Source organism: Streptomyces sp. NPDC087263 (assembly GCF_044744645.1).
Lineage (GTDB): Bacteria > Actinomycetota > Actinomycetes > Streptomycetales > Streptomycetaceae > Streptomyces.
Map to the genome: position 1 here is coordinate 521440 of NZ_JBIUYT010000006.1, position 26298 is coordinate 547737.

General features: G+C 69.1%; 25 protein-coding genes. 11 read left to right on the forward strand and 14 right to left on the reverse strand.

The features are described 5' to 3' along the window. Positions 1–42: 42 nt before the first annotated feature. The 6 genes from hflX to miaA all read right to left on the reverse strand — a co-directional run bounded on the left by hflX (position 43) and on the right by miaA (position 8339). On the reverse strand, positions 43–1539 hold the full coding sequence (gene hflX, locus ACIPC1_RS22480) for a GTPase HflX (RefSeq protein WP_402519399.1): 1497 nt from the start codon (positions 1537–1539) through the stop codon (positions 43–45). A 214-nt stretch (positions 1540–1753) separates the two neighbouring features. Continuing rightward, a complete protein-coding gene (locus tag ACIPC1_RS22485; protein WP_402519401.1) occupies positions 1754–3253 on the reverse strand; it encodes a M1 family metallopeptidase in 1500 nt (499 codons plus the stop codon). Between the two features lie 70 nt (positions 3254–3323). Further along, positions 3324–5528: a RelA/SpoT family protein gene (locus ACIPC1_RS22490; RefSeq protein WP_402519404.1), complete on the reverse strand. Its 2205-nt coding sequence runs from the start codon at positions 5526–5528 to the stop codon at positions 3324–3326. A gap of 168 nt (positions 5529–5696) precedes the next feature. Further along, on the reverse strand, positions 5697–6566 hold the full coding sequence (gene dapF / locus ACIPC1_RS22495) for a diaminopimelate epimerase (RefSeq protein ID WP_402519407.1): 870 nt from the start codon (positions 6564–6566) through the stop codon (positions 5697–5699). A 108-nt stretch (positions 6567–6674) separates the two neighbouring features. After that, positions 6675–7292 carry a hypothetical protein gene (locus ACIPC1_RS22500; RefSeq protein ID WP_402519576.1) on the reverse strand — a complete coding sequence of 206 codons (618 nt, stop codon included), beginning with the start codon at positions 7290–7292 and terminating at the stop codon, positions 6675–6677. Between the two features lie 108 nt (positions 7293–7400). Next, positions 7401–8339 carry a tRNA (adenosine(37)-N6)-dimethylallyltransferase MiaA gene (gene miaA / locus ACIPC1_RS22505; RefSeq protein WP_384376641.1) on the reverse strand — a complete coding sequence of 313 codons (939 nt, stop codon included), beginning with the start codon at positions 8337–8339 and terminating at the stop codon, positions 7401–7403. Between the two features lie 261 nt (positions 8340–8600). Here miaA and ACIPC1_RS22510 point away from each other — a divergent pair, with 261 nt between their 5' ends. Together ACIPC1_RS22510 and ACIPC1_RS22515 are read left to right on the forward strand one after the other, a co-directional pair. Next, positions 8601–8801 carry a gliding motility protein gene (locus ACIPC1_RS22510; protein ID WP_402519411.1) on the forward strand — a complete coding sequence of 67 codons (201 nt, stop codon included), beginning with the start codon at positions 8601–8603 and terminating at the stop codon, positions 8799–8801. A 23-nt stretch (positions 8802–8824) separates the two neighbouring features. Then, a complete protein-coding gene (locus ACIPC1_RS22515) occupies positions 8825–9073 on the forward strand; it encodes an antitoxin (RefSeq protein ID WP_402519414.1) in 249 nt (82 codons plus the stop codon). A gap of 214 nt (positions 9074–9287) precedes the next feature. Here ACIPC1_RS22515 and ACIPC1_RS22520 read toward each other — a convergent pair whose 3' ends face one another. Together ACIPC1_RS22520 and miaB are read right to left on the reverse strand one after the other, a co-directional pair. Continuing rightward, positions 9288–10025, reverse strand: a complete 738-nt coding sequence (locus ACIPC1_RS22520; protein WP_402519416.1) for a class III extradiol dioxygenase subunit B-like domain-containing protein — start codon at positions 10023–10025, stop codon at positions 9288–9290. A 217-nt stretch (positions 10026–10242) separates the two neighbouring features. Further along, positions 10243–11784 carry a tRNA (N6-isopentenyl adenosine(37)-C2)-methylthiotransferase MiaB gene (gene miaB, locus ACIPC1_RS22525; protein WP_402519418.1) on the reverse strand — a complete coding sequence of 514 codons (1542 nt, stop codon included), beginning with the start codon at positions 11782–11784 and terminating at the stop codon, positions 10243–10245. A 141-nt stretch (positions 11785–11925) separates the two neighbouring features. Here miaB and ACIPC1_RS22530 point away from each other — a divergent pair, with 141 nt between their 5' ends. After that, a complete protein-coding gene (locus tag ACIPC1_RS22530; RefSeq protein ID WP_402519420.1) occupies positions 11926–12924 on the forward strand; it encodes a TAXI family TRAP transporter solute-binding subunit in 999 nt (332 codons plus the stop codon). A gap of 21 nt (positions 12925–12945) precedes the next feature. Here the strand turns inward: ACIPC1_RS22530 and ACIPC1_RS22535 are convergent, their stop codons facing one another. Both ACIPC1_RS22535 and ACIPC1_RS22540 read right to left on the reverse strand, forming a co-directional pair. Next, entirely contained in the window at positions 12946–14352 is a 1407-nt protein-coding gene (locus tag ACIPC1_RS22535; protein ID WP_402519423.1) for a sensor histidine kinase, read from the reverse strand. A 9-nt stretch (positions 14353–14361) separates the two neighbouring features. Further along, positions 14362–15048, reverse strand: a complete 687-nt coding sequence (locus tag ACIPC1_RS22540) for a response regulator transcription factor (protein WP_402519426.1) — start codon at positions 15046–15048, stop codon at positions 14362–14364. A gap of 366 nt (positions 15049–15414) precedes the next feature. Here ACIPC1_RS22540 and ACIPC1_RS22545 point away from each other — a divergent pair, with 366 nt between their 5' ends. From ACIPC1_RS22545 to ACIPC1_RS22580, 8 genes are all read left to right on the forward strand, one after another. Further along, the gene (locus ACIPC1_RS22545; protein ID WP_402519429.1) at positions 15415–16191 is read left to right on the forward strand and encodes an amino acid ABC transporter ATP-binding protein; all 777 of its coding nucleotides are present in this window, start codon (positions 15415–15417) and stop codon (positions 16189–16191) included. Positions 16192–16250: 59 nt separating this feature from the next. Next, a complete protein-coding gene (locus ACIPC1_RS22550) occupies positions 16251–17093 on the forward strand; it encodes a glutamate ABC transporter substrate-binding protein (RefSeq protein ID WP_402519432.1) in 843 nt (280 codons plus the stop codon). A gap of 116 nt (positions 17094–17209) precedes the next feature. After that, entirely contained in the window at positions 17210–17878 is a 669-nt protein-coding gene (locus ACIPC1_RS22555; protein WP_402519434.1) for an amino acid ABC transporter permease, read from the forward strand. Continuing rightward, positions 17875–18816, forward strand: coding sequence for an amino acid ABC transporter permease (locus ACIPC1_RS22560; protein WP_402519436.1), 942 nt, complete (start codon positions 17875–17877; stop codon positions 18814–18816). Before ACIPC1_RS22555 ends, ACIPC1_RS22560 begins: the two co-directional genes overlap by 4 nt. A 193-nt stretch (positions 18817–19009) precedes the next feature. Further along, positions 19010–20692 (forward strand): FAD-dependent monooxygenase, encoded by a 1683-nt coding sequence (locus ACIPC1_RS22565; RefSeq protein ID WP_402519439.1) that lies wholly within the window; start codon positions 19010–19012, stop codon positions 20690–20692. A 360-nt stretch (positions 20693–21052) separates the two neighbouring features. Beyond that, positions 21053–21124: a putative leader peptide gene (locus ACIPC1_RS22570; protein ID WP_402519578.1), complete on the forward strand. Its 72-nt coding sequence runs from the start codon at positions 21053–21055 to the stop codon at positions 21122–21124. Positions 21125–21199: 75 nt separating this feature from the next. Continuing rightward, positions 21200–21727 (forward strand): cysteine dioxygenase, encoded by a 528-nt coding sequence (locus ACIPC1_RS22575; RefSeq protein WP_402519442.1) that lies wholly within the window; start codon positions 21200–21202, stop codon positions 21725–21727. Beyond that, complete coding sequence (locus ACIPC1_RS22580) at positions 21724–22119, forward strand: rhodanese-like domain-containing protein (RefSeq protein ID WP_402519444.1); 396 nt, start codon at positions 21724–21726, stop codon at positions 22117–22119. The genes ACIPC1_RS22575 and ACIPC1_RS22580 overlap by 4 nt, the downstream gene beginning before the upstream one ends. 295 nt (positions 22120–22414) lie before the next feature. On the opposite strand, the gene recX is transcribed toward ACIPC1_RS22580, so the two are convergent. From recX to ACIPC1_RS22600, 4 genes are all read right to left on the reverse strand, one after another. Further along, the gene (recX, locus tag ACIPC1_RS22585) at positions 22415–23320 is read right to left on the reverse strand and encodes a recombination regulator RecX (protein ID WP_402519447.1); all 906 of its coding nucleotides are present in this window, start codon (positions 23318–23320) and stop codon (positions 22415–22417) included. A 3-nt stretch (positions 23321–23323) separates the two neighbouring features. Continuing rightward, positions 23324–24448: a recombinase RecA gene (gene recA / locus ACIPC1_RS22590; RefSeq protein ID WP_402519450.1), complete on the reverse strand. Its 1125-nt coding sequence runs from the start codon at positions 24446–24448 to the stop codon at positions 23324–23326. A gap of 300 nt (positions 24449–24748) precedes the next feature. Further along, complete coding sequence (locus ACIPC1_RS22595; RefSeq protein ID WP_402519453.1) at positions 24749–25963, reverse strand: AI-2E family transporter; 1215 nt, start codon at positions 25961–25963, stop codon at positions 24749–24751. Between the two features lie 60 nt (positions 25964–26023). Further along, a complete protein-coding gene (locus ACIPC1_RS22600) occupies positions 26024–26218 on the reverse strand; it encodes a DUF3046 domain-containing protein (RefSeq protein WP_384391537.1) in 195 nt (64 codons plus the stop codon). Between the last annotated feature and the right edge of the window lie 80 nt (positions 26219–26298).

Consider the following 26298-nt stretch of genomic DNA (forward strand, 5'->3'; position numbering starts at 1 on the left):
GCACCGCATCAGTCCACACGTACACGAGCACCGAACACGTCCCTACGAGAGCGCAGGCGCCGGAACATACGGCGTCAGCTCCGCCGCCAGTTCCTCATGGACCCGCACCTTGAGCAGCGTGCCCTCCGGGGTGTGCTCCTCGGAGATCACCTCGCCCTCGTTGTGTGCGCGCGCGACCAGCTTGCCGTGCGTGTACGGCACAAGGACCTCGATCTCGACCGAGGGACGCGGCAGCTCGTTGTCGATGAGGGCGAGCAGCTCGTCGATGCCCAGCCCCGTACGGGCCGAGACCGCGATGGAGCGCTTCTCCATCCGCATCAGCCGCTGGAGTACCAGCGGATCGGCCACGTCCGCCTTGTTGATCACCACGATCTCGGGCACCTTGATGGCGCCCACGTCACGGATGACCTCACGCACGGCGGCCAGCTGCTCCTCCGGCGCCGGGTGCGAACCGTCGACCACGTGCAGGATCAGGTCGGCCTCGCCGACCTCCTCCATGGTGGAGCGGAACGCCTCGACCAGGTGGTGCGGCAGGTGCCGGACGAAACCGACCGTGTCGACCAGCGTGTACAGCCGCCCGCTCGGGGTCTCTGCCCGGCGCACGGTCGGGTCGAGGGTCGCGAACAGCGAGTTCTCGACGAGCACTCCCGCGCCCGTGAGGCGGTTGAGCAGCGAGGACTTTCCGGCGTTGGTGTAACCGGCGATCGCTACCGAGGGCACCTTGTGGCGACGGCGCTCCTGACGCTTGATGTCGCGGCCGGTCTTCATGGCCGCGATCTCCCGGCGCATCTTCGCCATCTTCTCGCGGATACGGCGCCGGTCCGTCTCGATCTTGGTCTCACCGGGACCACGGGTGGCGAGGCCGCCGCCCGAGCCGCCGCCCATCTGACGCGACAGCGACTGACCCCAGCCGCGCAGCCTCGGCAGCATGTACTGCATCTGCGCGAGCGCGACCTGCGCCTTGCCCTCTCGGGACTTGGCGTGCTGGGCGAAGATGTCGAGGATCAGGGCCGTACGGTCGATGACCTTGACCTTGACGACGTCTTCCAGGTGGATCAGCTGGCCGGGGCTCAGCTCACCGTCGCAGATGACGGTGTCGGCGCCGGTCTCCAGGACGATGTCCCGCAGCTCGTTCGCCTTGCCGGAGCCGATGTACGTGGCCGCGTCCGGCTTGTCGCGCCGCTGGACCACGCCGTCGAGCACGAGGGCACCCGCGGTCTCCGCGAGGGCCGCCAGCTCGGCGAGCGAGTTGTCCGCGTCGCTCACGGTCCCCGAGGTCCACACACCGACGAGTACGACGCGCTCCAGGCGGAGCTGCCGGTACTCGACCTCGGTGACGTCCTCGAGCTCGGTGGAGAGGCCCGCCACACGTCGCAGGGCCGCACGCTCGGAACGTTCGAACTGGTCGCCGTCCCGCTCTTCGTCGATCTCATGGCTCCAGGCGACGTCCTCTTCCATCAGGGCATCGGCCCGAAGACCTTCGGGGTGGTTCTGCGCGAGGCTCTGCGCGTCCTGGGAAGGGGAAGAAGAGGAGGTCATTGGATCCTTACGTCTAGGGGGACATCGAATGCGCGGCGGACACGTCCGTCATGGAGGAGAACGTCCCGGGTCACCGTGAGATTCCCGGATTCCGCCATGTCAACCCCGAGTGACCGGGGTCGCCGACCCCCGAGGGGTCGTTTCACCAGCCCGGAGGGGCCGTGCCGCCGACCTGAAAGATGGTCGCACGGCACGTCCCGTCTCGTCACGTGAGTTATCCGGCGCTCTGCGGCGCCTGAGGGGCGTCGCTCTTCCAGTCCGGGTGACCCGGCATCGGCGGGGTCTTCTCGCCGTACAGCCACGCCTCGAAGAAGCCGCTCAGATCACGGCCCGCGATGCCGGACGCCAGGCTCTCGAAGTCCGCCGTCGACGCAACCCCGTCGTAGTGAGCGCTCACCCAGGACCGCTCCAGCCGCTCGAAGGCCGGACGCCCGATCTCCTCACGCAGCGCGTACAGCGCCAAAGCGGCTCCGTCGTAGACGTTCGGCCGGAAGATGCTGATCTTCTGACCGGGCTTGGGCCCCTTGGGCGCCGCCGGGGGCCCTCCTGCGGCCCGCCAGCCGTCGGACGCCCGGTAGGCGGCCTTCATGCGGGTCGCCATGGGCCGGTCGGCCTTCTCCTCGGCGTACAGGGCCTCGTACCAGGTGGCGTGCCCCTCGTTCAGCCACAGGTCGGACCAGGCGCGGGGGCTGACGCTGTCGCCGAACCACTGGTGCGACAACTCGTGCACCATGATCGACTCGACGTACCACTTCGGGTAGGCGGGCTCGGTGAAGAGCTCTCTCTCGAAGAGAGAGAGCGTTTGTGTCTCCAGTTCGAAGCCGGTCCGTGCGTCGGCCATCAGCAGCCCGTACGTCTCGAAGGGGTACGGTCCGATCTTCCCTTCCATCCAGCCGATCTGGTCGGGGGTCTTCTTGAGCCACGGTTCCAGCAGTTCGCGGTCCTTGGTGGGCACGACATCGCGTACGGGCAGGCCGTGCGGCCCGATCCGGTGCAGCACCGTGGAGCGGCCGACGGACACCTGCGCGAGCTCGGTCGCCATGGGGTGCTGGGTGCGGTACGTCCAGGTGGTGGACTTGCCGGCACGGTTCGTTCCGACCGGCAGACCGTTCGCCACGGCCGTGTACCCGTCGGGCGCGGTGACGTGGATGGTGAACATCGCCTTGTCGGACGGATGGTCGTTGCAGGGGAAGACCAGGTGCGCGGCGTCGGCCTGGTTGGCCATCGCCAGCCCGTCCTTGGTCTGCACCCAGCCGCCGTCCTGGTTCGCGGCGGGGACCGGGTCACTGGTGTGCTGCACGGTGATCCGCATCCGGCCCCCCACGGGCACCGGTTCCGCGGGAGTCACCACCAGGTCTTCCCCGGCACTCTTGAAGGACGCGGGCACCCCGTTGACGTCGACCGATCCCACTGTTCCGTGCGCGAAGTCGAGATTGACCTGATCGAGCGGGGCGGACGCCACGGCGTCGATCGTGGTGACCGCCGCGAGCGGCTTGGTGTTGGTGCCGGGATAGGTGAAGGCGAGGTCGTACGACGCGACGTCGTACCCGGGATTGCCGAGGTACGGGAAGAGCCGGTCGCCGACGCCGAGCGGGGCGGCCGGGGAAGGCGCACTCGCGGCGACGAGGCAGACGGAGACGGCCGAGGCGAGCAGGGCCGCCTTGATCCGACGGGTTCTGGGGAGGGGAGTCCTTGGGCGGGGGGTGAGCGGCATGGACCACGGCTACCAGCGCGCGCCCGCCGTACGGTGACGACGCGCGCCGGATCCACCCGAAAGGGTCCTCCTACTGCGCGGCCGCCGCCTGGTGCCGCGCCCGGCTCACGTCGTACACACCCGGCACGTTCCGCATGGCCCGCATCAGCCCGGGAAGGTGCGCCGCGTCCGGGAGTTGGAGCGTGTACGTGTGCCGTACGCGCTGCTGGCTGGGCGGTTCGACGGTGGCCGAGACGATGGCGACGCCCTCCAAGGCGATGGCTTCGGTGAGATCGGCGAGCAGATGCGGGCGCCCGAAGGACTCGGCCACCAGCGTGACGCGGCACTCGGTGGTGTCGCCCCAGCTCACTCCGACCTCCGCGCGCCCCACGCCCTTCATGCTCTCCACGGCGGCACATTCGACCCGGTGGACGGTGACCACTCCCCCGCGTACGGCGAAGCCGGTCACGGCGTCGGGCGGAACCGGCGTACAGCAGCCCGCGAGCCGTACGGACGCGCCGGACTGCTCGACCACGGCGTTCGCGGCGCCGGGGCGGGCGGTCGGCCCGTCGGTGGTCGGGCGAGGAGCCGCGGCCGGCGTCTCGGGAGCCGCGGAGTCGCGGGGCGAAGGGTGGGCGGCGAGCCAACGCTGGATGGCGATCCGCGCGGCCGGCGTGTGCGCGTGCTCCAGCCACTCCCTGGAGGGCTCGGAGGCCGGGTCCTGCCCCATCAGGAGCTGCACGGTGTCGCCGTCCCGCAGAACCGTACTCAGCGTCGCCAGGCGGCCGTTGACGCGGGCGCCCATGCAGGCGTGCGCGTCGTCGCCGTACTGCGCGTACGCGGCGTCCACGCAACTGGCGCCGTCGGGAAGGCCCAACGAGCCGCCGTCGGCGCGGAAGACGGTGATCTCGCGGTCCTGGGCGAGGTCTTCACGCAGCGTGGACCAGAACGTGTCAGGATCCGCGGCACCCGCCTGCCAGTCGAGGAGCCGGGAGAGCCAGCCGGGGCGGGTGGGGTCGGCACGCTCGCCGTCGACAGATCCCTCTGCTTGCTCCTCCGAAGGAGGAGCGTACGGATTGCCGAGCGCGATGACCCCGGCCTCGGCGACCTTGTGCATCTGGTGGGTGCGGATGAGGACTTCGGCGATCTCGCCGTCGCCGCGCGCGACGGCCGTGTGCAGCGACTGGTAGAGGTTGAACTTCGGTACGGCGATGAAGTCCTTGAACTCCGAGACCACGGGCGTGAGACAGGTGTGCAGTTCGCCGAGGACCCCGTAGCAGTCGGCGTCCTCGTTCACGAGGACGAGGAGCCGTCCGAAGTCGGCGCCGCGCATGGGACCGCGTTTGCGCGACACCCGGTGCACGGAGACGAAGTGCCGCGGCCTTATGACGACTTCGGCCTGCAGACCCGACTCGCGCAGCACCCCGCGCACCTCTTCGGCGATCTCCGCCAGCGGGTCGCCGTCGCGCGCCGCGTTGTCGGCGATCAGCCCCCTGGTGTGCCGGTACTCCTCGGGGTGCAGGATCGCGAAGACGAGGTCCTCGAGCTCGGTCTTGAGCGCCTGGACGCCGAGCCGTTCGGCCAGCGGGATCAGAACGTCCCTGGTGACCTTGGCGATTCGCGCCTGCTTCTCGGGACGCATGACACCGAGGGTGCGCATGTTGTGCAGCCGGTCGGCGAGTTTGATCGACATCACGCGGACGTCATTGCCGGTGGCGACAAGCATCTTGCGGAACGTCTCGGGCTCGGCGGCGGCTCCGTAGTCGACTTTTTCCAGCTTGGTGACACCGTCGACCAGGTAGCGGACCTCCTCGCCGAACTGCTCCCGCACCTGATCGAGGGTCACTTCCGTGTCCTCGACGGTGTCGTGAAGCAGGGAGGCGGTCAACGTCGTGGTCTCCGCGCCGAGTTCGGCGAGGATCAGGGTCACCGCGAGCGGGTGTGTGATGTACGGCTCACCGCTCTTGCGCATCTGACCGCGGTGGGAGGACTCGGCGAGCACGTACGCCCGGCGCAGTGGTTCCAGGTCGGCGCTGGGGTGGTGGGCTCGGTGGGCCTCGGCCACATGGCCGATCGCGTCCGGCAGCCGGTCACGGGCCGCGGGGCCGAGCAACGCGGCCCGGCCCAGACGGCGCAGGTCGAGCCGGGGAAGGCCCTTCCTGCGGTGCACTGGAGGTGTTCCCTGCTCAGGAGAGTCCTCCCGCTCGATCGAAGTCGCGAGCGGGGGTGAGGCCGAGAGCTTGTGGGACGGCATTACAGGGCCTGGCGTCGCGGGATTTGTCGCCTCCGCACTCATGGGCACCTCCGGCTGCGTAGACCGGCGGACGGGTGCCCCATGGCGTACACGGCTCAGGGGATGGTGTCGATCCCCCGTCCGGGCCGGTGCTTGATGCTACCGAGCCCACCACGTGCGGTTGACCGCCTCTCGCCGAGCGTGAAACGGATCACCCATTCGAGCGAAGGTTCAGGGGTTTACGGTTTCGAACCATTCGGCAAGAAGCTCACCTTCGGCCACGATCACCGCAGGACCCGTCATCTCGATCTCGCCGTCCGGGTGTTCGGTGATCACCAGACGTCCGCCGGGTACGTCCACGGTGTACGTCGCCGGAGTGCCGGTCACGGCCGGGTCGGCGCCGTCACGTCGGGCCGCGGCGACAGCCACGGCACACGCGCCCGTGCCGCACGAGCGGGTCTCCCCGGCGCCGCGCTCGTGGACGCGGAGGGCTACGTGCTGCGGGCCGCGGTCCACCACGAACTCGACGTTCACCCCGTCCGGGTACGCCGATTCCGGGCTGAACGGCGGCGGCGAGTACAGCTCGCCGGCGTGTGCGAGGTCGTCCACGAAGGCGACCGCGTGCGGGTTGCCCATGTTGACGTTGCGCGCGGGCCAGGTGCGTGCGCCGACGCTCACGCTGACGTCCCCTTCGGGGAGGAGCGCCTTGCCCATGCCGACGGTCACGTCTCCGTCCTTGGCGATATGCACCGCCTTCACGCCTCCGCGCGTGGCCAGCGCGATGTCACCCTCGGCCACATATCCGGCCCGCTGGAGGTAGCGCGCGAACACACGCACTCCGTTGCCGCACATCTCCGCGACCGACCCGTCGCCATTGCGGTAGTCCATGAACCACTCCGCCTCGGCCGCCATTTCCCTGGCCTCGGGGTGCGCGGCGGACCGTACGACATGCAGCACACCGTCGCCGCCGATGCCCGCGCGGCGGTCGCACAGGGCGGCGACGGCAGCCGGGGACAGGTCGATGACGTTCTCCGGGTCCGGGATGATCACAAAGTCGTTCTCGGTCCCGTGCCCCTTGAGGAAGGCGATCCGCGCACTCATTCCTCGATCGTACGGGTTCGGTCCGACACTCCGCACGCACGGAGGCATCGTCACAGCAGCGGCCGCACACAGCCCCGGCGGAGCCGGATCACGCACGGCAGGGGTGGGTCAGCGCAGCCGCGCCACGCGCCCCACGGCGAGCACCACCACGGCCGCGACCAGCACGACGTACGCGATCACCACACGCCAGTCCGGACCGCGGCCCGAACCGCGCTGCGGGAAGCCCGGCCAGGTGTAGCCGACGCGGCGGGCGGCCATCATTCCCCAGCCCGCGGCGCAGGAGCAGATCAGCAGGCCGAGCATGGCGACCACGGCGCCGCCGTCCCCGAACTCGAAGGCCAGCGGGAAGGCGAACATCAGGGAGCCGATCGCGGCCAGGGCCACGATGGGTGCGAGCTGCCAGATGCGCAGTCGGCGCTGCGGACGCAGCTCGACCTCGACTTCGGGCTCAGGGGACATCTCGTCCGGCCCGGGCCCGTCGGCGATCACACCGTCCGGGGTGTCCTCGGGTCCGTCGGAAATCAGGGGTTCTCCGTCCGGATCGATGTTCAGATGGTCGCCATCCGGATCGATGTTCAGACGGTCGCTGTCCGGATCGATGTTCAGATGGTCGCCATCCGGATCGATGTTCAGACGGTCGCTGTCCGGATCGACGTTCAGGCGGTCGCCTTCCGGATCGATACCGTGCTCAGTGTCTCGTGCGGTGTCACGAGGGCCGGCCTCCATCGCCACACGCCCTCCCAACTCGGACTTTCACTGGTCGATCGAAGCTCGATGATGGCACGGCGCCGGAGGCCCGGATGACGGCCGGAGCGTCCCGATGCCATGACGTGATCAGGCTGTGACCGGTCGTTCGACCAACGCCAGCGCGAGCTGCGGGAGTTCTGTGAGATCTGCCGCTGCCCCACTGAGCCAGTGCACCCGCGGGTCACGGCGGAACCATGAATCCTGACGGCGCGCGAAGCGCTTGGTGGCACGTACGGTCTCGGCGCGCGCCTCCGTTTCGGTGCACTCCCCCGCGAGCGCCGCGAGCACCTGCTGATAGCCGAGTGCGCGCGCGGCCGTGCGCCCTTCGCGCAAGCCCTGCGCCTCCAGTGCCCGCACCTCGTCGACGAACCCCGCGCCCCACATCCGGTCCACCCGGCGCGCGATCCGCTCGTCCAGCTCGGGACGCGCCACGTCGACGCCGATCTGGAGGGTGTCGTACACGGAGTCGTGGCCCGGCAGGTTGGCGGTGAAGGGCTTGCCGGTGATCTCGATGACCTCGAGGGCGCGGACGATACGGCGGCCGTTGCTGGGCAGGATCGCGTGGGCGGCCTCCGGATCGGCCATGGCCAGCCGCGCATGCAGCGCGCCCGACCCGCGCAGGGTGAGCTCCTCCTCGAGCCGGGCCCGTACCTCGGGGTCGGTGCCGGGGAAGTCGAGGTGGTCCACGGCCCCACGGACGTACAGCCCGGAGCCGCCCACCAGGATCGGCCAGCGGCCCTCGGCGAGTAGTGCGTCGATCCGGGCGCGGGCGAGCCGCTGGTACTCGGCGACGCTGGCCGTGACGGTCACGTCCCAGATGTCCAGGAGGTGGTGCGGGATCCCACCGCGCTCCTCGGACGTCAGTTTGGCGGTACCGATGTCCATCCCTCGGTACAACTGCATGGAGTCGGCGTTGACGACCTCGCCGCCGAGGCGCTGGGCGAGGAAAACGCCCAGATCGGACTTTCCTGCCGCGGTCGGTCCGACGACGGCGATGACCCGGGAGGTGGGGCAGTTACTTCTCACGGTCCCAGTCTCGCAAACGTCCCGGCCTCTCCTCTAACGAGTTACGTAACGGCAAAAGTCCGAGGTCGTTGCCTGTTGCGAGGTTCCAGCCGCCGGTTTCGGACGAGCGGTGGCCCGGGTGGCGCAATGGGGCGCACCGGGCAACGCGGGATTTCACCCTCACGAGTAACGTATGGAGTGGATATGGGTGTTTTTGCACGGCTTCTCCGGAGGTCAAAGGCTACGGAGGAGGCGTCAACCGCTGAGGTGCAGGCCGACACAGTGACGGCCGAGACCGAGACGGAGGCGGAGGCGGAGGTGGCGGAAGAAGCGAAGGGTTCGTCCGAGACCGAGACCGAGGGCGAGGCGACGGCGGAGACCGAGACCGCCGGGGCCGCCACCACGGAGGACGTCGAGATCCCCAAGCAGCAGACCGCCGAGAAGGCCGCCGACAGCGAGGCCGGCGAAGGCGCCCGTACGTAACAGCCCGCGAGGGAAGGTGGACCATGGGTCTTCTGGACAATCTCAAAGCCAAGCTGGCGCCTGCCAAAGACAAGGTCTCGGACCTCGCGCAACAGCATGGGGACAAGGTCACTCAGGGTCTCGACAAGGCCGCCAAGGTGGTCGACGAAAAGACCAAGCACAAGTACAGCGACAAGATCCAGACAGGCACGGGCAAGGCGAAGGGCGCCATGGACCGCCTTGCGCACAAGGACGGTGACGGCGGCACCATGCCTCCGCCGTCGGCTTCCTGACCGAGCCGAACCGAACAGCACGCATCGGCGGACGGCCGGGACCCCTCAGGGCTCCCGGCCGTCCGCCGTGTCTGAGGTCATGCCCCGTCCGCCGTGTCTGAGGTCATGCCCCGTCCGCCGTGTCTGAGGTCATGCCCCGTCCGCCGTGTCTGAGGTCATGCCCCGGGGGCTGCACGGCAGCCGGGCAGGGCACCTCAAGAGACCGTGGTCCCACCTACGACCAGGCGGCCACCAGATACCCCACCCCGTACGGGGCGTCCTCATACAGCAGCGCTCCGCCGAGCCCCGCACCCTCCGCCGCGCCCGCGAGGACCTGCCAGGGCGCCCGCCCGGACACCTTCAACTCCTGCGCCAGCTCCGCGTCCAGCGCTTTGATGGCCGCCGCGTCAGCGGCCCCCAGCGCACGCGCGACGCCCGCGTCGAAGCCAGCGGCGCGCTCGTCGAGATAACCGGGCGCCTTGAGCGTCCGGCACGCGCTGGCGTCGCCCATCACCAGCAGTGCCACCCGCCCGGCCCGCGCGCCGATCTCCTCCCCGACTTGGATACACCGCTCGGCCTCGAGAGGTTCCCCCACACCGAGTCCCTCGACAGGGGAATCGGACCAGCCCGTGCGCTCCAGGAGCCACGCGGCGACAGCGAGCGAGGACGGAAGCTCACGCCCGGAAGCCTCCGGGTCGGGCAGCGTGCCACTTCCCAGCCCTACGTTCCCCAGGCGTACGTCGAGATCCACGCCGAAGCCGCGGAACGAGCCCCCGGTCCCCTCGGGGTGTGGCCCGCGCCCGCTCTGTTCGGCGGGGCCCACGACGACCAGCAGGTCGGGGCGGGAGGCGGCGAGCACGCCCAGCGCGTCCGTGCAGGCGGCTCGCGCGTCGGCAAGCTCGGGCGCCGCGCCGGCGGCGACGTCCGGAACCAGCAGCGGCGGACAGGGGCAGACTGCGGCGGCTACAAGCATGATCGGCAGCGTAGTCCCGCTCGGCGGCGGAACGTCACTCGTGCGGCGCGCTCGGCCAAATCCCCACCCCACCACACGGCAGACGCATCAGGCACCAGCACCAGCACCAGCACCAGGCAGACGGAACCGCTTCCCGGCGCACGACGCGCTCAGTCGCACCGCTCGCCCGTCGCCCGTCGCCCGTCGCCCGATGCCCGATGCCCGATGCCCGATGCGCTCAGTCGCACCCGCAGCCGCTGCCGCTGCCCGCTGCGACCGGCAGCGGCTCAGGCGCGCCGATCCTCGGCAGGCCGAGCATGACGCCCAGCGGCTTCGTGGCCGCGACTGTGCTGGCGAGGTGCCGTTTCTCCCACGCGTCCCCCGCGCGCGTGCGGCGCACGTCCAGCACGGCGCCCTCGGCGAGGAGGTGGTGCGGGGCGGCGTACGTGATCTCGACGGTGACCACGTCGCCGGGGCGTACGACCTCGTCGGGCTTGGTGAAGTGGACCAGACGGTTGTCGGGGGCGCGGCCGGAGAGTCGGTGCGTGGCGCCGTCCTTGCGGCCCTCGCCCTCGGCGACCATCAGCTCAAGGGTGCGGCCGACCTGCCTCTTGTTCTCGTTCCAGGAGATCTCCTCCTGGACGGCGACGAGACGCTCGTAGCGCGCCTGGACGACCTCCTTGGGGATCTGCCCCTCCATGGTGGCCGCCGGCGTGCCGGGGCGCTTGGAGTACTGGAACGTGAACGCATTCGCGAAGCGGGCCTCGCGGACCGCGTGCAGGGTCTGCTCGAAGTCCTCCTCGGTCTCGCCGGGGAAGCCCACGATGATGTCGGTGGTGATCGCCGCGTGCGGGATGGCGGCGCGCACGTTCTCGATGATCCCCAGGTAGCGATCCTGGCGGTACGAGCGGCGCATCGCCTTCAGGACGGTGTCCGAGCCGGACTGCATCGGCATGTGCAGCTGCGGCATCACGTTCGGCGTCTCGGCCATGGCGGCGATCACGTCGTCCGTGAAGTCGCGCGGGTGCGGCGAGGTGAAGCGCACGCGCTCCAGACCCTCGATCGTGCCGCAGGCGCGGAGCAGCTTGCTGAACGCCTCGCGGTCACCGATGTCACTGCCGTAAGCGTTTACGTTCTGGCCGAGCAGCGTGATCTCGGAGACGCCCTCGCCGACCAACGCCTCGATCTCGGCGAGGATGTCACCGGGCCTGCGGTCCTTCTCCTTGCCGCGCAGCGCCGGGACGATGCAGAAGGTGCAGGTGTTGTTGCACCCGACGGAGATGGACACCCAGGCGGCATACGCGCTCTCGCGGCGGGTCGGCAGCGTCGAAGGGAACGCCTCCAGGGACTCGGCGATCTCGACCTGCGCCTCCTCCTGTACGCGAGCGCGCTCCAGGAGGACCGGCAGCTTGCCGATGTTGTGCGTCCCGAAGACGACGTCCACCCAGGGAGCCCGCTTCACGATGGTGTCGCGGTCCTTCTGCGCGAGACAGCCGCCGACGGCGATCTGCATGCCGGGGCGCTTCGTCTTCATCGGGGCGAGCCGGCCGAGGTTGCCGTACAGCTTGTTGTCGGCGTTCTCCCGCACCGCACACGTGTTGAAGACGACGACGTCCGCGTCGCCGTCCGCGTCCTTGGGGGCACGGACATAACCGGCGTCCTCCAGGAGCCCCGAGAGCCGTTCGGAGTCATGGACGTTCATCTGGCACCCGTACGTGCGTACCTCGTAAGTCTTGGTTTCCTGAACGTCCACTGCCTGGCTCCGGTCGCTGCTGCTCATAGGACAAGGGTAGGCGGTGCCCGGAGTACCTCTTGTCCGACCGGGCCTCCGGCCCCTGCCCCGCAGGATCTTGAAGGGACCCCCCAACCCCCGCGGGCCCGCCCTGGTCAGATCCGCGCCCGGAATGACAGGATCGCGCGCATGTATCAGGCACCCCTCCACATCAGCAGGCGGCGCGCACTGTTCGGCTCGGCCGCCGGTTTCGCGGTCTCCGGGCTGCTGCTGTGGCGGCTGCTGCCGCGGGACGAGGAGTCTCCCGGCGGAACGATCACGTTCAGCACGGGAACGCCGACCGGCGTCTACCAGAAATACGGCGAGCTGCTGCGGAGCGCCCTGGGCAAGGACATGCCGCGTCTGGACGTAATCCTCCTGAACAGCGAAGGGTCGCAGGAGAACGTCCGCCGGGTCGCCACGGGTCAGGCCGACTTCACCGTCGCGGCGGCCGACGCGGCGGCGACGTACATGCTGCAGGGCAAGCCGGGAGCGGACCTGCTGCGCAGCTGCGCCCGGCTCTACGACGACTATGTGCACCTGGTGGTCCCGCGCACGTCGTCCGTACGGTCCGTGGCCGATCTGCGAGGCAAGCGGGTCGCCGTGGGGCCGACCGGCTCCGGGGTCCGGCTGATCGCCGATCACGTCCTCGAAGCCGCCGGACTCGACCCGACGAAGGACGTCGAACCACTGGCGGACGGCATCAGCACCATGCCGGAGAAGCTCAGGAACGACGAGATCGACGCCTTCTTCTGGTCGGGCGGCCTGCCCACGAGTGCCGTGCTGAAGCTCTCCGACTCCTACGACATCAGGCTGGTGCCGATAGGGAGCGACCTGATCGAGAAGCTGCACGAGCAGGGCGACGCCTCCCGCTACTACCGGGCGGCCGTGATGCCCGCCGACGCCTACCCCAGGGCCCAGCTGGGCTCGTCCGTACAGACGGTGGCGGTGGCGAACCTCCTGGTCACGCGGGAGGACACCGACGCGAGACTCACCGAGGAGATCACCCGCACGGTGATAGACCACCGCGACAGCATCGGCGGCGTGGTACACGCGGCGCAGCTGGTGGACCTGCGGACGGCCATCTACACGGATCCGCTCCAGCTGCACGAGGGCGCGCGGCGCTACTACCGGTCGGTCAAGCCGTAGCCCCTGCCTCCGGCCGCGGTCTCACGGGCTGGGCCGTGACCTCGGCACCCGCACCGTCACCTTCAGGCCGTGCGGCTTGTGATGGTCGTACGCGATGGAGCCGCCGCCCGCGGTGAGCAGCGCGCGGGAGATGGACAGTCCGAGGCCCGAACCCTTGATGTTCTGGTGCCCGGCGCTGCGCCAGAAGCGGTCGCCGATGCGGATCAGGTCCTCGTCGCTGAGGCCCGGGCCGCCGTCGGTGACCACGACGGTCGAGGACTCGCCGTTCGAGGCGACCTTCACCTCGACGCTCTCCCCCTCGGGCGTGAACTTCAGCGCGTTGTCGATCACCGCGTCCAGCGCGCTGGACAGCGTGACCGGATCGGTCCAGGCGGTGGTGGCCGGGCAGGAATCCACGAGTCGTACGCCCTTGTTCACGGCGACCGGCCCCCACGCGGCCACCCGCTCGGCCGTGAGCTCGCCGATGTCGGTGAGGCACAGGTCCGCCTCGGCGTGCTCGGCGAGCGCCAGGTCGAGGAGGTCGTCGAGGACCTGGGCGAGGCGCTTGCCCTCGGTGCGGACCGAGGCGATCTCCTCGTTGCCCTCGGGGAGTTCGAGGGCGAGCAGCTCGATACGCAGCAGCAGTGCCGAGAGCGGGTTGCGCAGCTGGTGCGAGGCGTCGGCGACGAAGGCGCGCTGCTGCTCCAGCACGTCCTCGACGTTGTCCGCCATCTCGTTGAACGACCGGGCCAGGCGCCGAAGTTCCGGCGGACCGCCGGCGGCCGCGACGCGGGACTTCAGGCGTCCGGTCGCGATGTCGTGGGTGGTGGCGTCCAGGACGCGTACGGGTCTGAGCACCCAGCCGGTGAGACGCAGCGCGGCGCCGAGGGCGAGGAGCATCGCGGCGGCCTCGCCCGCGCCGATGATCAGCCAGCCGTGCAGGGTCTTCGAACGCATCTGCCCGGTGGGCGAGTCGGTGACCACGACGGCGACGACATCGCCGTCCTTGACGACCGGGGAGGCGACGATGAGCCGGTGCCCTTGCCAGGGCCAGACCTGCTCCGGGTCGTGGCTGCGGCGGCTCGCGAGGGCCTCGTTGAAGGCGTCGCGCCCTTCGCCCGTCTTGGGCAGCAGCCAGCTCTCGGGGGCGTTGGCCATGGGGGTGGAGTCGCGGTAGAAGACGCCGGCCCGGATGCCGTACAGGCTGTAGTAGCGGGCGAGTTCCTGACTCAGGGTTTCGCGGCGTTCGTCCGTGGTGCCGTCCGTGGGTCCGGTCGACGGGTCGGCCACGTACTGCGCGAGGGAGGCGAAGCGCGCCGTGTCGTCGATGCGGTCGACGACCACCCTCTGCTGCTGCGCGGCCGCGATACTCGCCGCGAGCGGGACGCCGAGCGCGAGCAGCACGGCGGCCATCAGGACGATGAGCAGCGGGAAGAGACGTGTACGCAACGGTCCCCGCTACGCCGCAGGGGCGACGAGCCGGTAGCCGACTCCGCGCACCGTCTCGATCAGCGCGGGCATGTGCAGTTTGGAGCGCAGGGACGCGACGTGCACCTCAAGAGTGCGCCCGGTCCCCTCCCAGCTGGTGCGCCACACCTCGCTGATGATCTGCTCCCTGCGGAACACCACTCCGGGGCGCTGGGCAAGCAGCGCGAGAAGGTCGAACTCCTTGCGGGTCAGTTGGATGACCAAACCATCCACACTGACCTGGCGGGTGGGGAGTTCGATGCGCACGGAGCCGAGCCGTAGCGCGCTCTCGCCGGGGGCCGGGGGGTCGTCGGGGAGGCTGCGCCGACTGACGGCGTGAATACGGGCCAGCAGCTCTCCCGTGTCGTACGGCTTCACCACGTAGTCGTCGGCCCCGAGGTTGAGGCCGTGGATCCGGGAACGCACGTCCGCGCGCGCGGTGACCATGATCACCGGGGTGCTGGTCCGCTTGCGGATCTTGCCGCAGACCTCGTAGCCGTCCTGGTCGGGGAGGCCGAGGTCCAGCAGGACGACCCCGAAACCGTCGCTTTCCGGCACCAGCGCCTGGAGCGCCTCCTCGCCGCTGCGGGCGTGCGTGACGTGGAAACCGTGCCGCGCCAGGACCGCGGAGAGGGCGGCGGCGACATGGTTGTCGTCCTCGACGAGGAGCAGTCTCATTCCGACCCCCTCAGGTTCATCGGTCGTACGGTCTCGAATCATCCGTCGTACGGTCTCAGATTGTAAGAACGCGAACACGTGTGGCAAAAAGCGCGTGTTACATGAACATGGATACATGCGCGTGCACCCTGTGTAGTCACGCCGATAGTCAAGGACGGCGTCAAGGGGGTTCTGGTTGCGCGCGACTTCCGTTATCCAGCCGGTACGCGGCATGGCGGTGATCGCTACGCAGCATGATGATGATCATTACGGGGAGTGGCCGCCCGCTATCGGATCGTTATGCTCAATTTCCCCTCAGATGTAATGACGCTGGTCGTACGGGGTCACTACTGTCCTCCCAAACCGCGAGGACGGAGCCAAAAAGCGATGACCGAAGTATCGGTGGCCAAGGACGCCGTGGCCGCGACCGAAGAACTGGTCGTCCTGAAGAGCGTCAACAAGCACTTCGGCGCGTTGCACGTTCTCCAGGACATCGACCTGACGATCGCCCGTGGCGAGGTCGTCGTGGTCATCGGGCCCTCCGGGTCCGGTAAGTCCACCCTGTGCCGCACCATCAACCGTCTGGAGAGCATCGACTCCGGGGACATCGCGATCGACGGGAAGCCACTGCCGGACGAGGGCAAGGCGTTGGCTCGGCTGCGGGCCGATGTCGGCATGGTCTTCCAGTCCTTCAATCTCTTCGCGCACAAGACGGTGCTCGAGAACGTGATGCTGGGCCAGATCAAGGTCCGCAAGGCCGACAAGAAGGTGGCCGAGGAGAAGGCCCGCGGACTGCTCGACCGCGTCGGCGTCAGCACGCAGGCGGACAAGTACCCCGCTCAGCTCTCCGGTGGCCAGCAGCAGCGCGTGGCGATCGCTCGGGCGCTGGCGATGGATCCCAAGGTCATGCTCTTCGACGAGCCGACCTCGGCGCTCGACCCCGAGATGATCAACGAGGTGCTGGAGGTCATGCAGCAGCTCGCGCGCGACGGCATGACCATGATCGTCGTCACCCACGAGATGGGCTTCGCTCGTTCGGCTGCCAACCGGGTGGTGTTCATGGCCGACGGACGCATCGTCGAAGAGGCTGTGCCGGACCAGTTCTTCAGCAACCCCCGGAGCGACCGGGCCAAGGACTTCCTTTCGAAGATCCTGCACCACTGATCGTCTGCACGTCTCGTCACCGACGGCCCGCATCCGTCCTCTTCCAAAGGATGTTCACCATGAAGCTTCGCAAGGTCACCGCTGCCTCGGCCGCCGTACTCGCCCTCGCCCTGTCCGCCACCGCGTGCGGTGGCGACGACAGCAACGACGCCGGTTCGGGTTCCAGCGGCGGCGGCACGATCAAGGTCGGCATCAAGTACGACCAGCCCGGTCTCGGCCTCAAGGAGCCCGACGGTTCCTTCTCCGGCTTCGACGTGGACGTGGCGACTTACGTGGCCAAGGAACTCGGGTACCCCGCCGACAAGATCGAGTTCGTCGAGACCAAGAGCGCCGACCGTGAGAACGCGATCGCCCGCGGCGACGTGAAGTTCATCGCGGCGACGTACTCGATCAACGACGAGCGCGCGGCGAAGGTCAACTTCGCCGGCCCCTACCTGCTGGCCCACCAGGACCTGCTCATCAAGTCGGACTCCGACATCACCAAGGGCACGGACCTCAACGGCAAGAAGCTGTGTTCCGTGACCGGTTCCACCTCGGCGCAGAACGTCAAGAACGACATCGCCCCGGACGCCCAGCTGAAGCAGCAGGCCGGCTACTCGGAGTGCATCGCCGCCCTACAGAGCGGCGCCGTGGACGCGGTGACCACCGACGACTCGATCCTCGCGGGCTTCGCCGCGCAGGACAAGTACAAGGGCCAGTTCAAGCTCGCCGGTCTCAAGCTGAGCAACGAGAACTACGGCATCGGCCTGAAGAAGGACGACACCGCGACCACGGACAAGATCAACGCTGCCCTGACGAAGATGGTCAGCGACGGCTCCTGGCAGAAGGCGGTCGACGCCAACTTCGGTCCGGCCGGCTACAAGAACGAGCCCGCGCCGAAGATCGGCAACATCGTTTCGTAACGCAAGGCTCCGGCACAGCAACGCAGGGTTCCGTGGCGCGCCGCCGCCCGCAGCGATCAGGGCGGCGGCGCGCCATGCCCTCCACGTAAGCCCCACACCCGGAAGCGCGGGAGATCGTGTTCGACTTTCTTGAAGGTTACGACGTCCTCGGGGCGTTCTGGATGACGGTGAAACTCACCGCCCTCTCCGCCCTCGGCTCCCTGGTCCTGGGCACCCTGCTCGCCGCCATGCGGGTCAGCCCGGTCCCGCTCATGCGCGGATTCGGCACCGCCTACGTGAACATCGTCCGGAACATCCCCCTGACCGTCATCATCGTCTTCACCTCGCTCGGCCTCGCCGACATCTTCGGCGTGACGATGGGAGCGCCCGACAATTTCGACACCCAGGGCTTCCGCCTTGCCGTACTCGGTCTGGTCGGCTACCACGCCGCCTTCGTCTGCGAGGCGCTGCGCTCCGGCATCAACACCGTGCCTCCCGGACAGGCCGAGGCGGCACGCGCCATCGGGCTGAGCTTCAGTCAGGTCCTGCGGCTCATCGTCCTTCCGCAGGCCTTCCGTTCGGTCATCGGCCCGCTGGCCAACGTACTGATCGCGCTGACCAAGAACACCACGGTGGCGGCCGCGATCGGCGTCGCCGAGGCTGCCGCTCTAATGAAGGCAATGATCGAGAACGAGGCCCAGACGGTCGCCATCGGTGCGGTCTTCGCCTTCGGGTTCGTGGTACTGACCCTGCCGACCGGCCTCCTCCTCGGCTGGCTGAGCAAGCGACTGGCGGTGAAGCGATGACCTCCGTGCTCTACGACACCCCGGGTCCCCGCGCCAAGCGGCGCAATGTGATCTTCTCGGTGATCTTCTTCGTCCTGCTTGCCCTCTTCCTGTGGTGGATCTGGCAGACCATGGACGGCAAGGGCCAGCTGAAGTGGGACCTCTGGCAGCCGTTCACCACGTCGCAGGCCTGGACGACCTACCTGCTGCCGGGCCTCGGTGACACGCTGAAGGCCGCGGCGATCTCCATGGTGATCGCCCTTCCGCTGGGCGCGTTCTTCGGCATCGCGCGCCTCTCGGACCACCGGTGGGTGCGGGGCGCGGCCGGCACGGTGGTCGAGTTCTTCCGCTCGATCCCCGTACTGCTGCTGATGCTGTTCGCCAACGAGTTCTACGTCCGCTCCACGAACATCGGAAGCGAAGAACGGCCTCTCTACGCGGTCGTCACCGGCCTGGTGCTCTACAACGCCTCGGTCCTCGCCGAGATCGTACGAGCAGGCATCCTCTCCCTGCCCAAGGGGCAGTCTGAGGCGGCCATGGCGGTCGGTCTGCGCAAGGGCCAGACGATGACCAACATCCTGCTGCCGCAGGCCGTCACCGTGATGCTGCCGGCCATCGTCAGCCAGCTCGTCGTCATCGTGAAGGACACCGCGCTGGGCGGCGTGATGCTGGGCTTCACCGAGCTGCTCAACTCGCGCAGCACGCTGGCGGCCAACTACGCCAACGTCATCCCCAGCTTCATCGTGGTGGCGGTCATCTTCATCATCGTGAACTTCATCCTCACCAGCTTCGCCAGTTGGCTGGAGGCCAGGCTGCGGCGCAGCAAGAAGGGCACGGGCGTGGTCCTCGGCGAGGATGCGGTGGAGATCAACCCCGCCGCGGTGGGGGGCGGTTTCGGGACCGGTGGCGAGGGCGGCGGCCCGAGCGGCTTCACCTTCACCGACAAGCCACCCCGATGATCTGATGTACAGTCAAGTGGCTTGAACGACATGCTTGAACGACACGGAGGCAGTGGCATGATCGCCACTGCCTCCGTCACTTGACGCAAGCACTGGCAATAGGTTGCATACGTTCTGTGATCGTGCACCCCGCTCCACCTGCCTGTTCCCGTACGTCCCTCAGGGCACCGCTCCGGGCAGGGGGCACCGCGCCGTGGACCCGGTGATCATCGTAGGAGCGGGGCCCGTGGGGCTCACGCTCGCCCTTGCGCTCGCCCGCCAGGAGGTCCCCTCCGTGGTCCTGGACGAAGGACCGGGCAAGGAGGAACAGCGCCCCGCGCGAACGGTGGTTCTGCGCGAGGACACGGCCGCACTCGTTGAGCGGCTGACGGGTTCCCCCCTCTCCGAGACCGGTCTCCGTTGGGCCGGATGGCGGTCGATGCGGCGCAAGCAGGTGATGGGCGAGATCAGGTTCGGTCAAGAGGGTTCCGAGGACGTGGAGCGCCCGGGCCGCGCGGTGGGCCCCGCCGGTGCGGACGTTCCGGGCGCTGCCGAATCCTTCGGCGCCCCCTTACACCTCGCCCAGCACACCCTCACCGCTGCCCTGCGCGGGGCCATCGCGGGCGAACGACTCGTCAAGATCGCCACGAACAGCCGTCTCGATTCCGTCGAGCAGGAGACCTCCGGCATCACCGCGCACACCCGCGGCCCCAAGGGCACCTGGTGGCGCGGCAGTTACCTCGTCGGCTGCGACGGACCACGTTCGACGGTGCGCAAACTCCAGGACATCCGCTTCCCGGGCCGTACCGCCGTCGAACGACACGCCGTAGCAGCGCTGCGTACGGAACTTCCCTGGCCCGGCGAGGCGTTGTTGCACCGGATGCCGCCGTGGCGGACGTCGGGCCCCTGGGCCGGAGAGGTGACCGCACGCCCCCTCCCCGACAGCGTGTGGCGGCTGGACTGGCTGCTGCCCCCGGGCAAGGACCTGGTCACGCCCGACCTGCTGGTGGCGCGTATCCGGGAGACCCTCGGAGGCTGGAGCGGCGGCTCCACCCCTCCGTACGAGCTGCTCGACACCGGAGTCCACACCGTCCACCACCGCCTCGCCCGCCGGTGGCGGTCCGGCCGTGTCTTCCTCGCCGGGGACGCCGCGCACCTGCTCGGCGCGCTCGGCGCACAGGGCCTGGACGAGGGGCTGCGGGACGCCGACAACCTCGCCTGGAAGCTGGCGCTGGCCTGGCATCACGGGCCGCACGAGGCGCTGCTCGACAGCTACCAGGCCGAGCGACGCGCGGTCGTCGCCGGCCGACTGCGGGCCGCCGACCAGACACTGCCCCTGCTGCGCGGCGGCGGAGGACTGCGCTCATACGTCCCCGGATCGGCCCGGGGACACGACACGCTCCTCACGGACGGTCACCTGGGGCGCGGTCCGCTGGGCGCGCCGGGGGCGTACGCCGATTCACCCCTCGCGCCTCCGTACGCCGAGTCGGAGATTCCCGTGGACACGACGCCCGGTGCGCCGGTCGTCGACGTACGGGTGACGGCCGAGGACGGCTCCTTCGTACCGTTGCGGGAACGGCTCGGGCGCGGGGTGCTGCTGGTCGTGCTGATCGCACCGGGCACCGGCGTGTGGGAGCGCAAGCACTGGGTGACGGCCGGAATCATGCCCCGGCTCGCGGCAGCCGTGACCGCGCTGCCGCACCCGGCCGAACTGCTGGTCGCGGAGAGTTATCCCGGCGCGGCCGCACACACCGTACTGCTCGTCCGTCCCGACGGGCACCTGGTCACCGCGTTGAGCGGGGTCCGCCCGGCCGATCTGTACGCGGCGGCCGAGGCCACGCTGGGCGGACCGGCGAAGACGGAGGCAACGGCGGAGGCAACGGCGAGTACGGGCTGATCCGGGCGGCCCTTCCAGGCCTCCCGGGGCGCTCATGGGGCGGTCCCTCCTGGCCGCCCTGGGTGGTCCTGGGAGGTCGGTCATTCAAACCCGCCCTGGGTGGTCATGGGGCGATCACTCAAGCCCGCCCAGAGCACTGATCCGGCGCTCGCCGAAGCCCGCCGGGAACGCTGATCCGGATGTTCCCTCCCAGGCCGTCCGGGGTGGCCATGGGACGGTCACTCAAGGCCGCCCACAGCGCTGATCCTGCGGTCGCTCAACCTTGCCCCGAGGTGTCGAACACCAGGTGGTCCACATAGTGACTGTCAGTTGACCCTTCTCCACCGCCATGGTGTACTCCGGATCGTGACCGATACCTGTGTGCACCTGTGGCGGAGGGTCCATATGGACCTGCTCCGCTATGCGGGCTGCATCTGTCACCCGTCCTGCTGATTCGCATCCTTCTCCCCGCGTGAGCCGACCCTCCATGGCCGCGGGTTCCCAGGCGAAACCTTCAGGACGGTACGTGTGTCTGTGTCACCCTCTGTTTCCGCTCCCCCGCAAACTCCCACCCAGGCCGAGCTGCTCGACTTTGTGCGCCGCAGCGCCGCCGACCTCGAGCTGATCGCCTCGCTGCCGCTCGATCCCGAGGGCCGCACCTGGGTACGTCTCGAAGGCCCCGGAGGCAGCGAGGCCTGGCTCATCGGCTGGCCTCCCGGCACCGGAACCGGCTGGCACGACCACGCCGACTCGGTCGGCGCCTTCCTCACCGCGTCGGGCGAACTCAAGGAGTACTCGCTCGCCGCTCGACTTCCCACCGACGGCTGGAAGACCCTCGAACTCACCGAAGGGGTGGACCGCGAGCGCCGGTTGACGGCCGGCAAGGGCCGCGCCTTCGGCCGCCACCATGTGCACGAGGTGCTCAACGAGTCCACCGAGGAACACGCGATCTCGGTCCACGCCTACTACCCGCCGCTGCCCCGGATCCGCCGCTACAGCCGTACGGGTCAGGTGCTGCGCCTGGAGCAGGTCGAGCGCCCGGAGGACTGGCAGTGACCGCTCAACGCCCACTGGGTGTGGACGAGTTGCTGGACCAGGTCCGCGAGGGGCTCGACCGCGTGGAGGCCAAGGAGGCCCACGACGCCGAGCAGGCCGGCGAGGCCCTCCTGGTCGATATCCGGTACGCCGCCCTCCGCGAACGCGACGGCCTGATCCCCGGCGCCCTCGTCGTCGAGCGCAACGAACTGGAGTGGCGGCTCGACCCCCAGGGCAGCCACCGCGCCCCGGAGGCCACGAGCCACGACCTGCGGGTAGTGGTGGTGTGCAACGAGGGGTACGCATCGAGCTTCGCCGCTGTGTCCTTGCGGCAGTTGGGACTTCACCGGGCGACCGACCTGGTCGGAGGCTTCCAGGCTTGGAAGGCGGCCGGGCTTCCGGTGACGGGCTAGTCCGTAGCCCTACAAGGCGGCCGGGCTTCCGGTGACGAGTTGGTCCGAAGCCCAAACAAGGCGGTCGGCCTTCCGCTGACAAGTTGGTCCGAAACCCGTAGTCCGAAGCCGGTACGAGGAGTTCTTCCCTGCCGCTGCGCTCGCTCGGCACGAGTCGCTGGCACACCTTCCGGTTCGTCCGCGTCCCGAGCGCACTGATGTGGTCGGAGTTCCGCACGTCGCACGTGGAGGTCTTCGCGTGCGACGTGCAGTTCTTCAGGTCGTGCCTGCGGTTCTTTACCGGCCCCCCGCCGGATCAGAACCCCTCGTCCTCAAGACCTTCCGTGTCCTCGCCCTCTTCCTCCAGCGCCTGGCGGACCACTCGCAGGGCCATGCCCTGGGGGTAGCCCTTGCGAGCGAGCATGCCCGCGAGGCGCCGCAGACGCTTGTCCCGGTCGAGACCGCGGGTGGAGCGCAACTTGCGGGCGACCAGTTCGCGCGCGGTCGCCTCCTCCTGCTCGGAGTCGAGCTGTCCGACCGCCTCGTCGATCAGCGTCGAGTCCACGCCTTTGGTCCGCAGCTCCTGCACGAGTGCCCGTCTGGCCAGGCCCCGGCCGTGATGCCGGGACTCCACCCAGGCATCGGCGAAGGCACTGTCGTTGATCAGGCCGACCTCCTCGAAGCGTGACAGCACCTTCTCCGCCACGTCGTCGGGGATCTCGCGTTTGTGCAGCGCGTCCGCGAGCTGTTTCCGTGTGCGCGGGGTCCCGGTGAGCAGGCGCAGACAGATCGCCCGCGCCCGCTCAGCCGGGTCCGCTGGGGGCTCCCCCTTCTCGGCCCTCGACGAGGAAGGGGCACCTCCGTCCTGCGGGTCGCCGGACGACTCACCGAAACCGCCACGCCTCCGGCGCCCTCGTCCACCGCGCGGCCCGCCGTCACCACGTCGGCCACCGCCCCGGCGCGAGCCGCCGCTGGGCGAACCGTCGCCCCAAGGCGGGCCCTCGCCGCCCCGTGAGCCGCTCTCCGGCGACGCCCCCGTGCCGTCCGGATCGCCGCCGTGGAACCCGTCGACACCGGACGTCCCACCGTCGTACGCCCCGTCACCGCCGTACGCCCTCGCACCATCTCCGGCCGAGCCACCCACGCCCCCGTCGTACCCCTGCTCTTGCCCCTCCGGGGCAGCAGGGTAGGCGTACTCGGCCCAGTCGGTTCGTCGCGTCATCGGCTAGCTCTTGGCCACCGCGGTCTTGGGCTTGGAGGCCTTGGCCGCCGGAGCGGGCACCGTCTTGGCGGCCCCGTCCGATGCGACCGAGACCGCCGCGTCCGCACCCGGCTCGACAGTGGGCTTCTCCGGCCTCACACCGACGCCCAGCTTCTCCAGGATCTTCTTCTCGATCTCGTTGGCGAGATCGGGGTTGTCCTTGAGGAAGTTGCGCGCGTTCTCCTTGCCTTGGCCGAGCTGGTCGCCCTCGTACGTGTACCAGGCGCCGGCCTTGCGGACGAAGCCGTTCTCCACGCCCATGTCGATCAGGCCGCCTTCACGGCTGATGCCCTGCCCGTAGAGGATGTCGAACTCGGCCTGCTTGAAGGGCGGCGCGACCTTGTTCTTGACGACCTTGACGCGGGTGCGGTTGCCGACTGCGTCGGTGCCGTCCTTCAGCGTCTCGATGCGCCGGATGTCGAGCCGCACCGAGGCGTAGAACTTCAGCGCCCGGCCACCGGTCGTGGTCTCCGGGGAGCCGAACATCACGCCGATCTTCTCGCGGAGCTGGTTGATGAAGATCGCGGTGGTGCCGGACTGGCTCAGCGCACCGGTGATCTTGCGGAGCGCCTGGCTCATCAGACGGGCCTGCAGACCCACGTGCGAGTCGCCCATCTCGCCCTCGATCTCCGCGCGCGGCACCAGCGCGGCGACGGAGTCGATGACGATCAGGTCGAGCGCGCCCGAGCGGATCAGCATGTCCACGATCTCCAGCGCCTGCTCGCCGTTGTCCGGCTGCGACAGGATCAGGTTGTCGATGTCGACGCCGAGCTTCTTCGCGTACTCGGGGTCGAGGGCGTGCTCGGCGTCCACGAAGGCCACCTGGCCGCCTGCCTTCTGCGCGTTCGCCACCGCGTGCAGAGTCAGCGTTGTCTTACCGGAGGACTCCGGGCCGTACACCTCCACCACTCGGCCGCGCGGGAGTCCGCCGACGCCGAGGGCGACGTCGAGCGCGGTCGACCCGGTGGGGATGACCTCGATGGGCTCATTCGGCCGCTCGCCCAGGCGCATCACCGCGCCCTTGCCGAACTGCCGTTCAATCTGTGCGAGTGCGGCGTCCAACGCCTTCTCGCGGTCGGTTCCTGCCATGGGTTCCACCCGATTTACTTGAGTCGATCGCTTCACGTCAAAGACGCTAACGCCTGCCACTGACAATGCGCTCCGACGCCCGTCCGGCCTGTGGATAACTCGGGCACATCTCCGTGAAAACCCTGCCGAAATCCCCGTAGAGAACTCCGCCGGAGACTCCATGAGAATGGATGTTCGATTTTGGTGTCAAGCGCACCACGCGGCATCACCGAGAGTACGTTCGCGCTCCGACACCGACTGAACCGCCGGCCTCGCGCCTCAACCGTGGCGTCGGCACAGGAGCCCGAGTCCGGGCCGTCCTCACCTGTTGAACAACCGCCGCACCCGCGCGAAGAGGGGGCTCGAGCCCGGTTCCCGGTGACCGTGCACCCGGGGGTCGTCCGTGACGTCGTACCGCTTCACATAGGCACCCAGGAATGCCTGGAGCGTGGCGACCGCGGGGATGGCGATCAGTGCACCGACCGCGCCGAGGAGGGCGCTGCCCGCGACGACCGATCCGAAGGCGACCGCAGGATGGATGTCGACGGTCTTCGCGGTCAGCTTGGGCTGCAGCACGTAGTTCTCGAACTGCTGGTAGATCACGACGAAGATCAGCACCCACAGCGCGTACCAGGGATCGACCGTGAAGGCGATCAGCATCGGCAGAGCGCCCGCGAGATAGGTGCCGATGGTGGGGATGAACTGCGAGACCAGGCCCACCCAGACGGCGAGCACGGGCGCGTAGGGCACAGTCAGGGCTTCCAGCAGAACGTAGTGCGCTACGCCGGAGACGAGCGCCATCAGGCCGCGCGAGTACAGATACCCGCCGGTCTTGTCCACGGCGATCTCCCACGCGCGCAGCACCTCGGCCTGCCGGGCGGGCGGCAGTACCGAGCAGAGTGCGCGGCGCAGCCTCGGCCCGTCCGCGGCGAAGTAGAACGAGAACAGCGTGATCGTCAGCAGTTGGAAGAGGCCGCCGAGCACCTGGGCGGAGACGTCCAGGACGCCGGTGGCGCTGTTCTGGACGTAGTTGCGCAACCAGTCGGAGCGGAGCAGACCCTCCTGTACGTCGACCCGCTTCAGGTCGGTGTTGAAGTGCGCGTTGACCCAGTTGATGACGGAGTCGAGGTAGTTCGGGAAGTCCTCGACGATCTTGATGATCTGGCCCGCGAGCATGGAGCCGAGGAGGGTGACGAATCCGGCGGCGAAGATCAACAGGCCGAGGAAGACCAGGAACGTGGCAAGCCCCCTGCGCATGCCCCGCGAAGCCATCCGGCTCACCGCGGGCTCGATGGCGAGTGCCAGGAAGAACGCGATGAGGATGTTGATCAGCAGGCCGGTGAGCTCGTGGAACGCCCAACTGCCCAACTGGAACACGGCGATGAGCGCGAGGGCCAGCACCATGGCGCGCGGCAGCCAGCGCGGCATGCGTCCGCCCTGCTCGACGGCGTCCCCGGCCGGGGGGCCGGCGGGCGGCGTCGTGCCGAACGGTGATGCCTGCTGGGCGACCTGAGAGGTCTCATCTGTCGGGGCCACGGAGCAAGTCTCGCCCACGCCACCGACAATCGAGCGCCGCCCCCGGATCTTCGTGCCCCGTCAGCGGTTCTCGTACGGAACATCCACGGCCGCACACACCACACGCCACACGTCCTTGGCCTCCCAGCCCGCGTCCAGCGCCTCCTGAACGGTCCGCCCACCGAGCTCTGTCATCACGTGATCGCGCGCGAAGGTTTCGGCGTATCCCGCACCGAAGTGATCTGCCATCCGCTGCCAGAAGACCGTCAACCGCATGACTCCAGTATCCCGCTCCTGAGGGTGGGCCCGAGCCGGGACCCCTTGCCGAGACCGCTTTCCGTCCTACGGTCGGACCC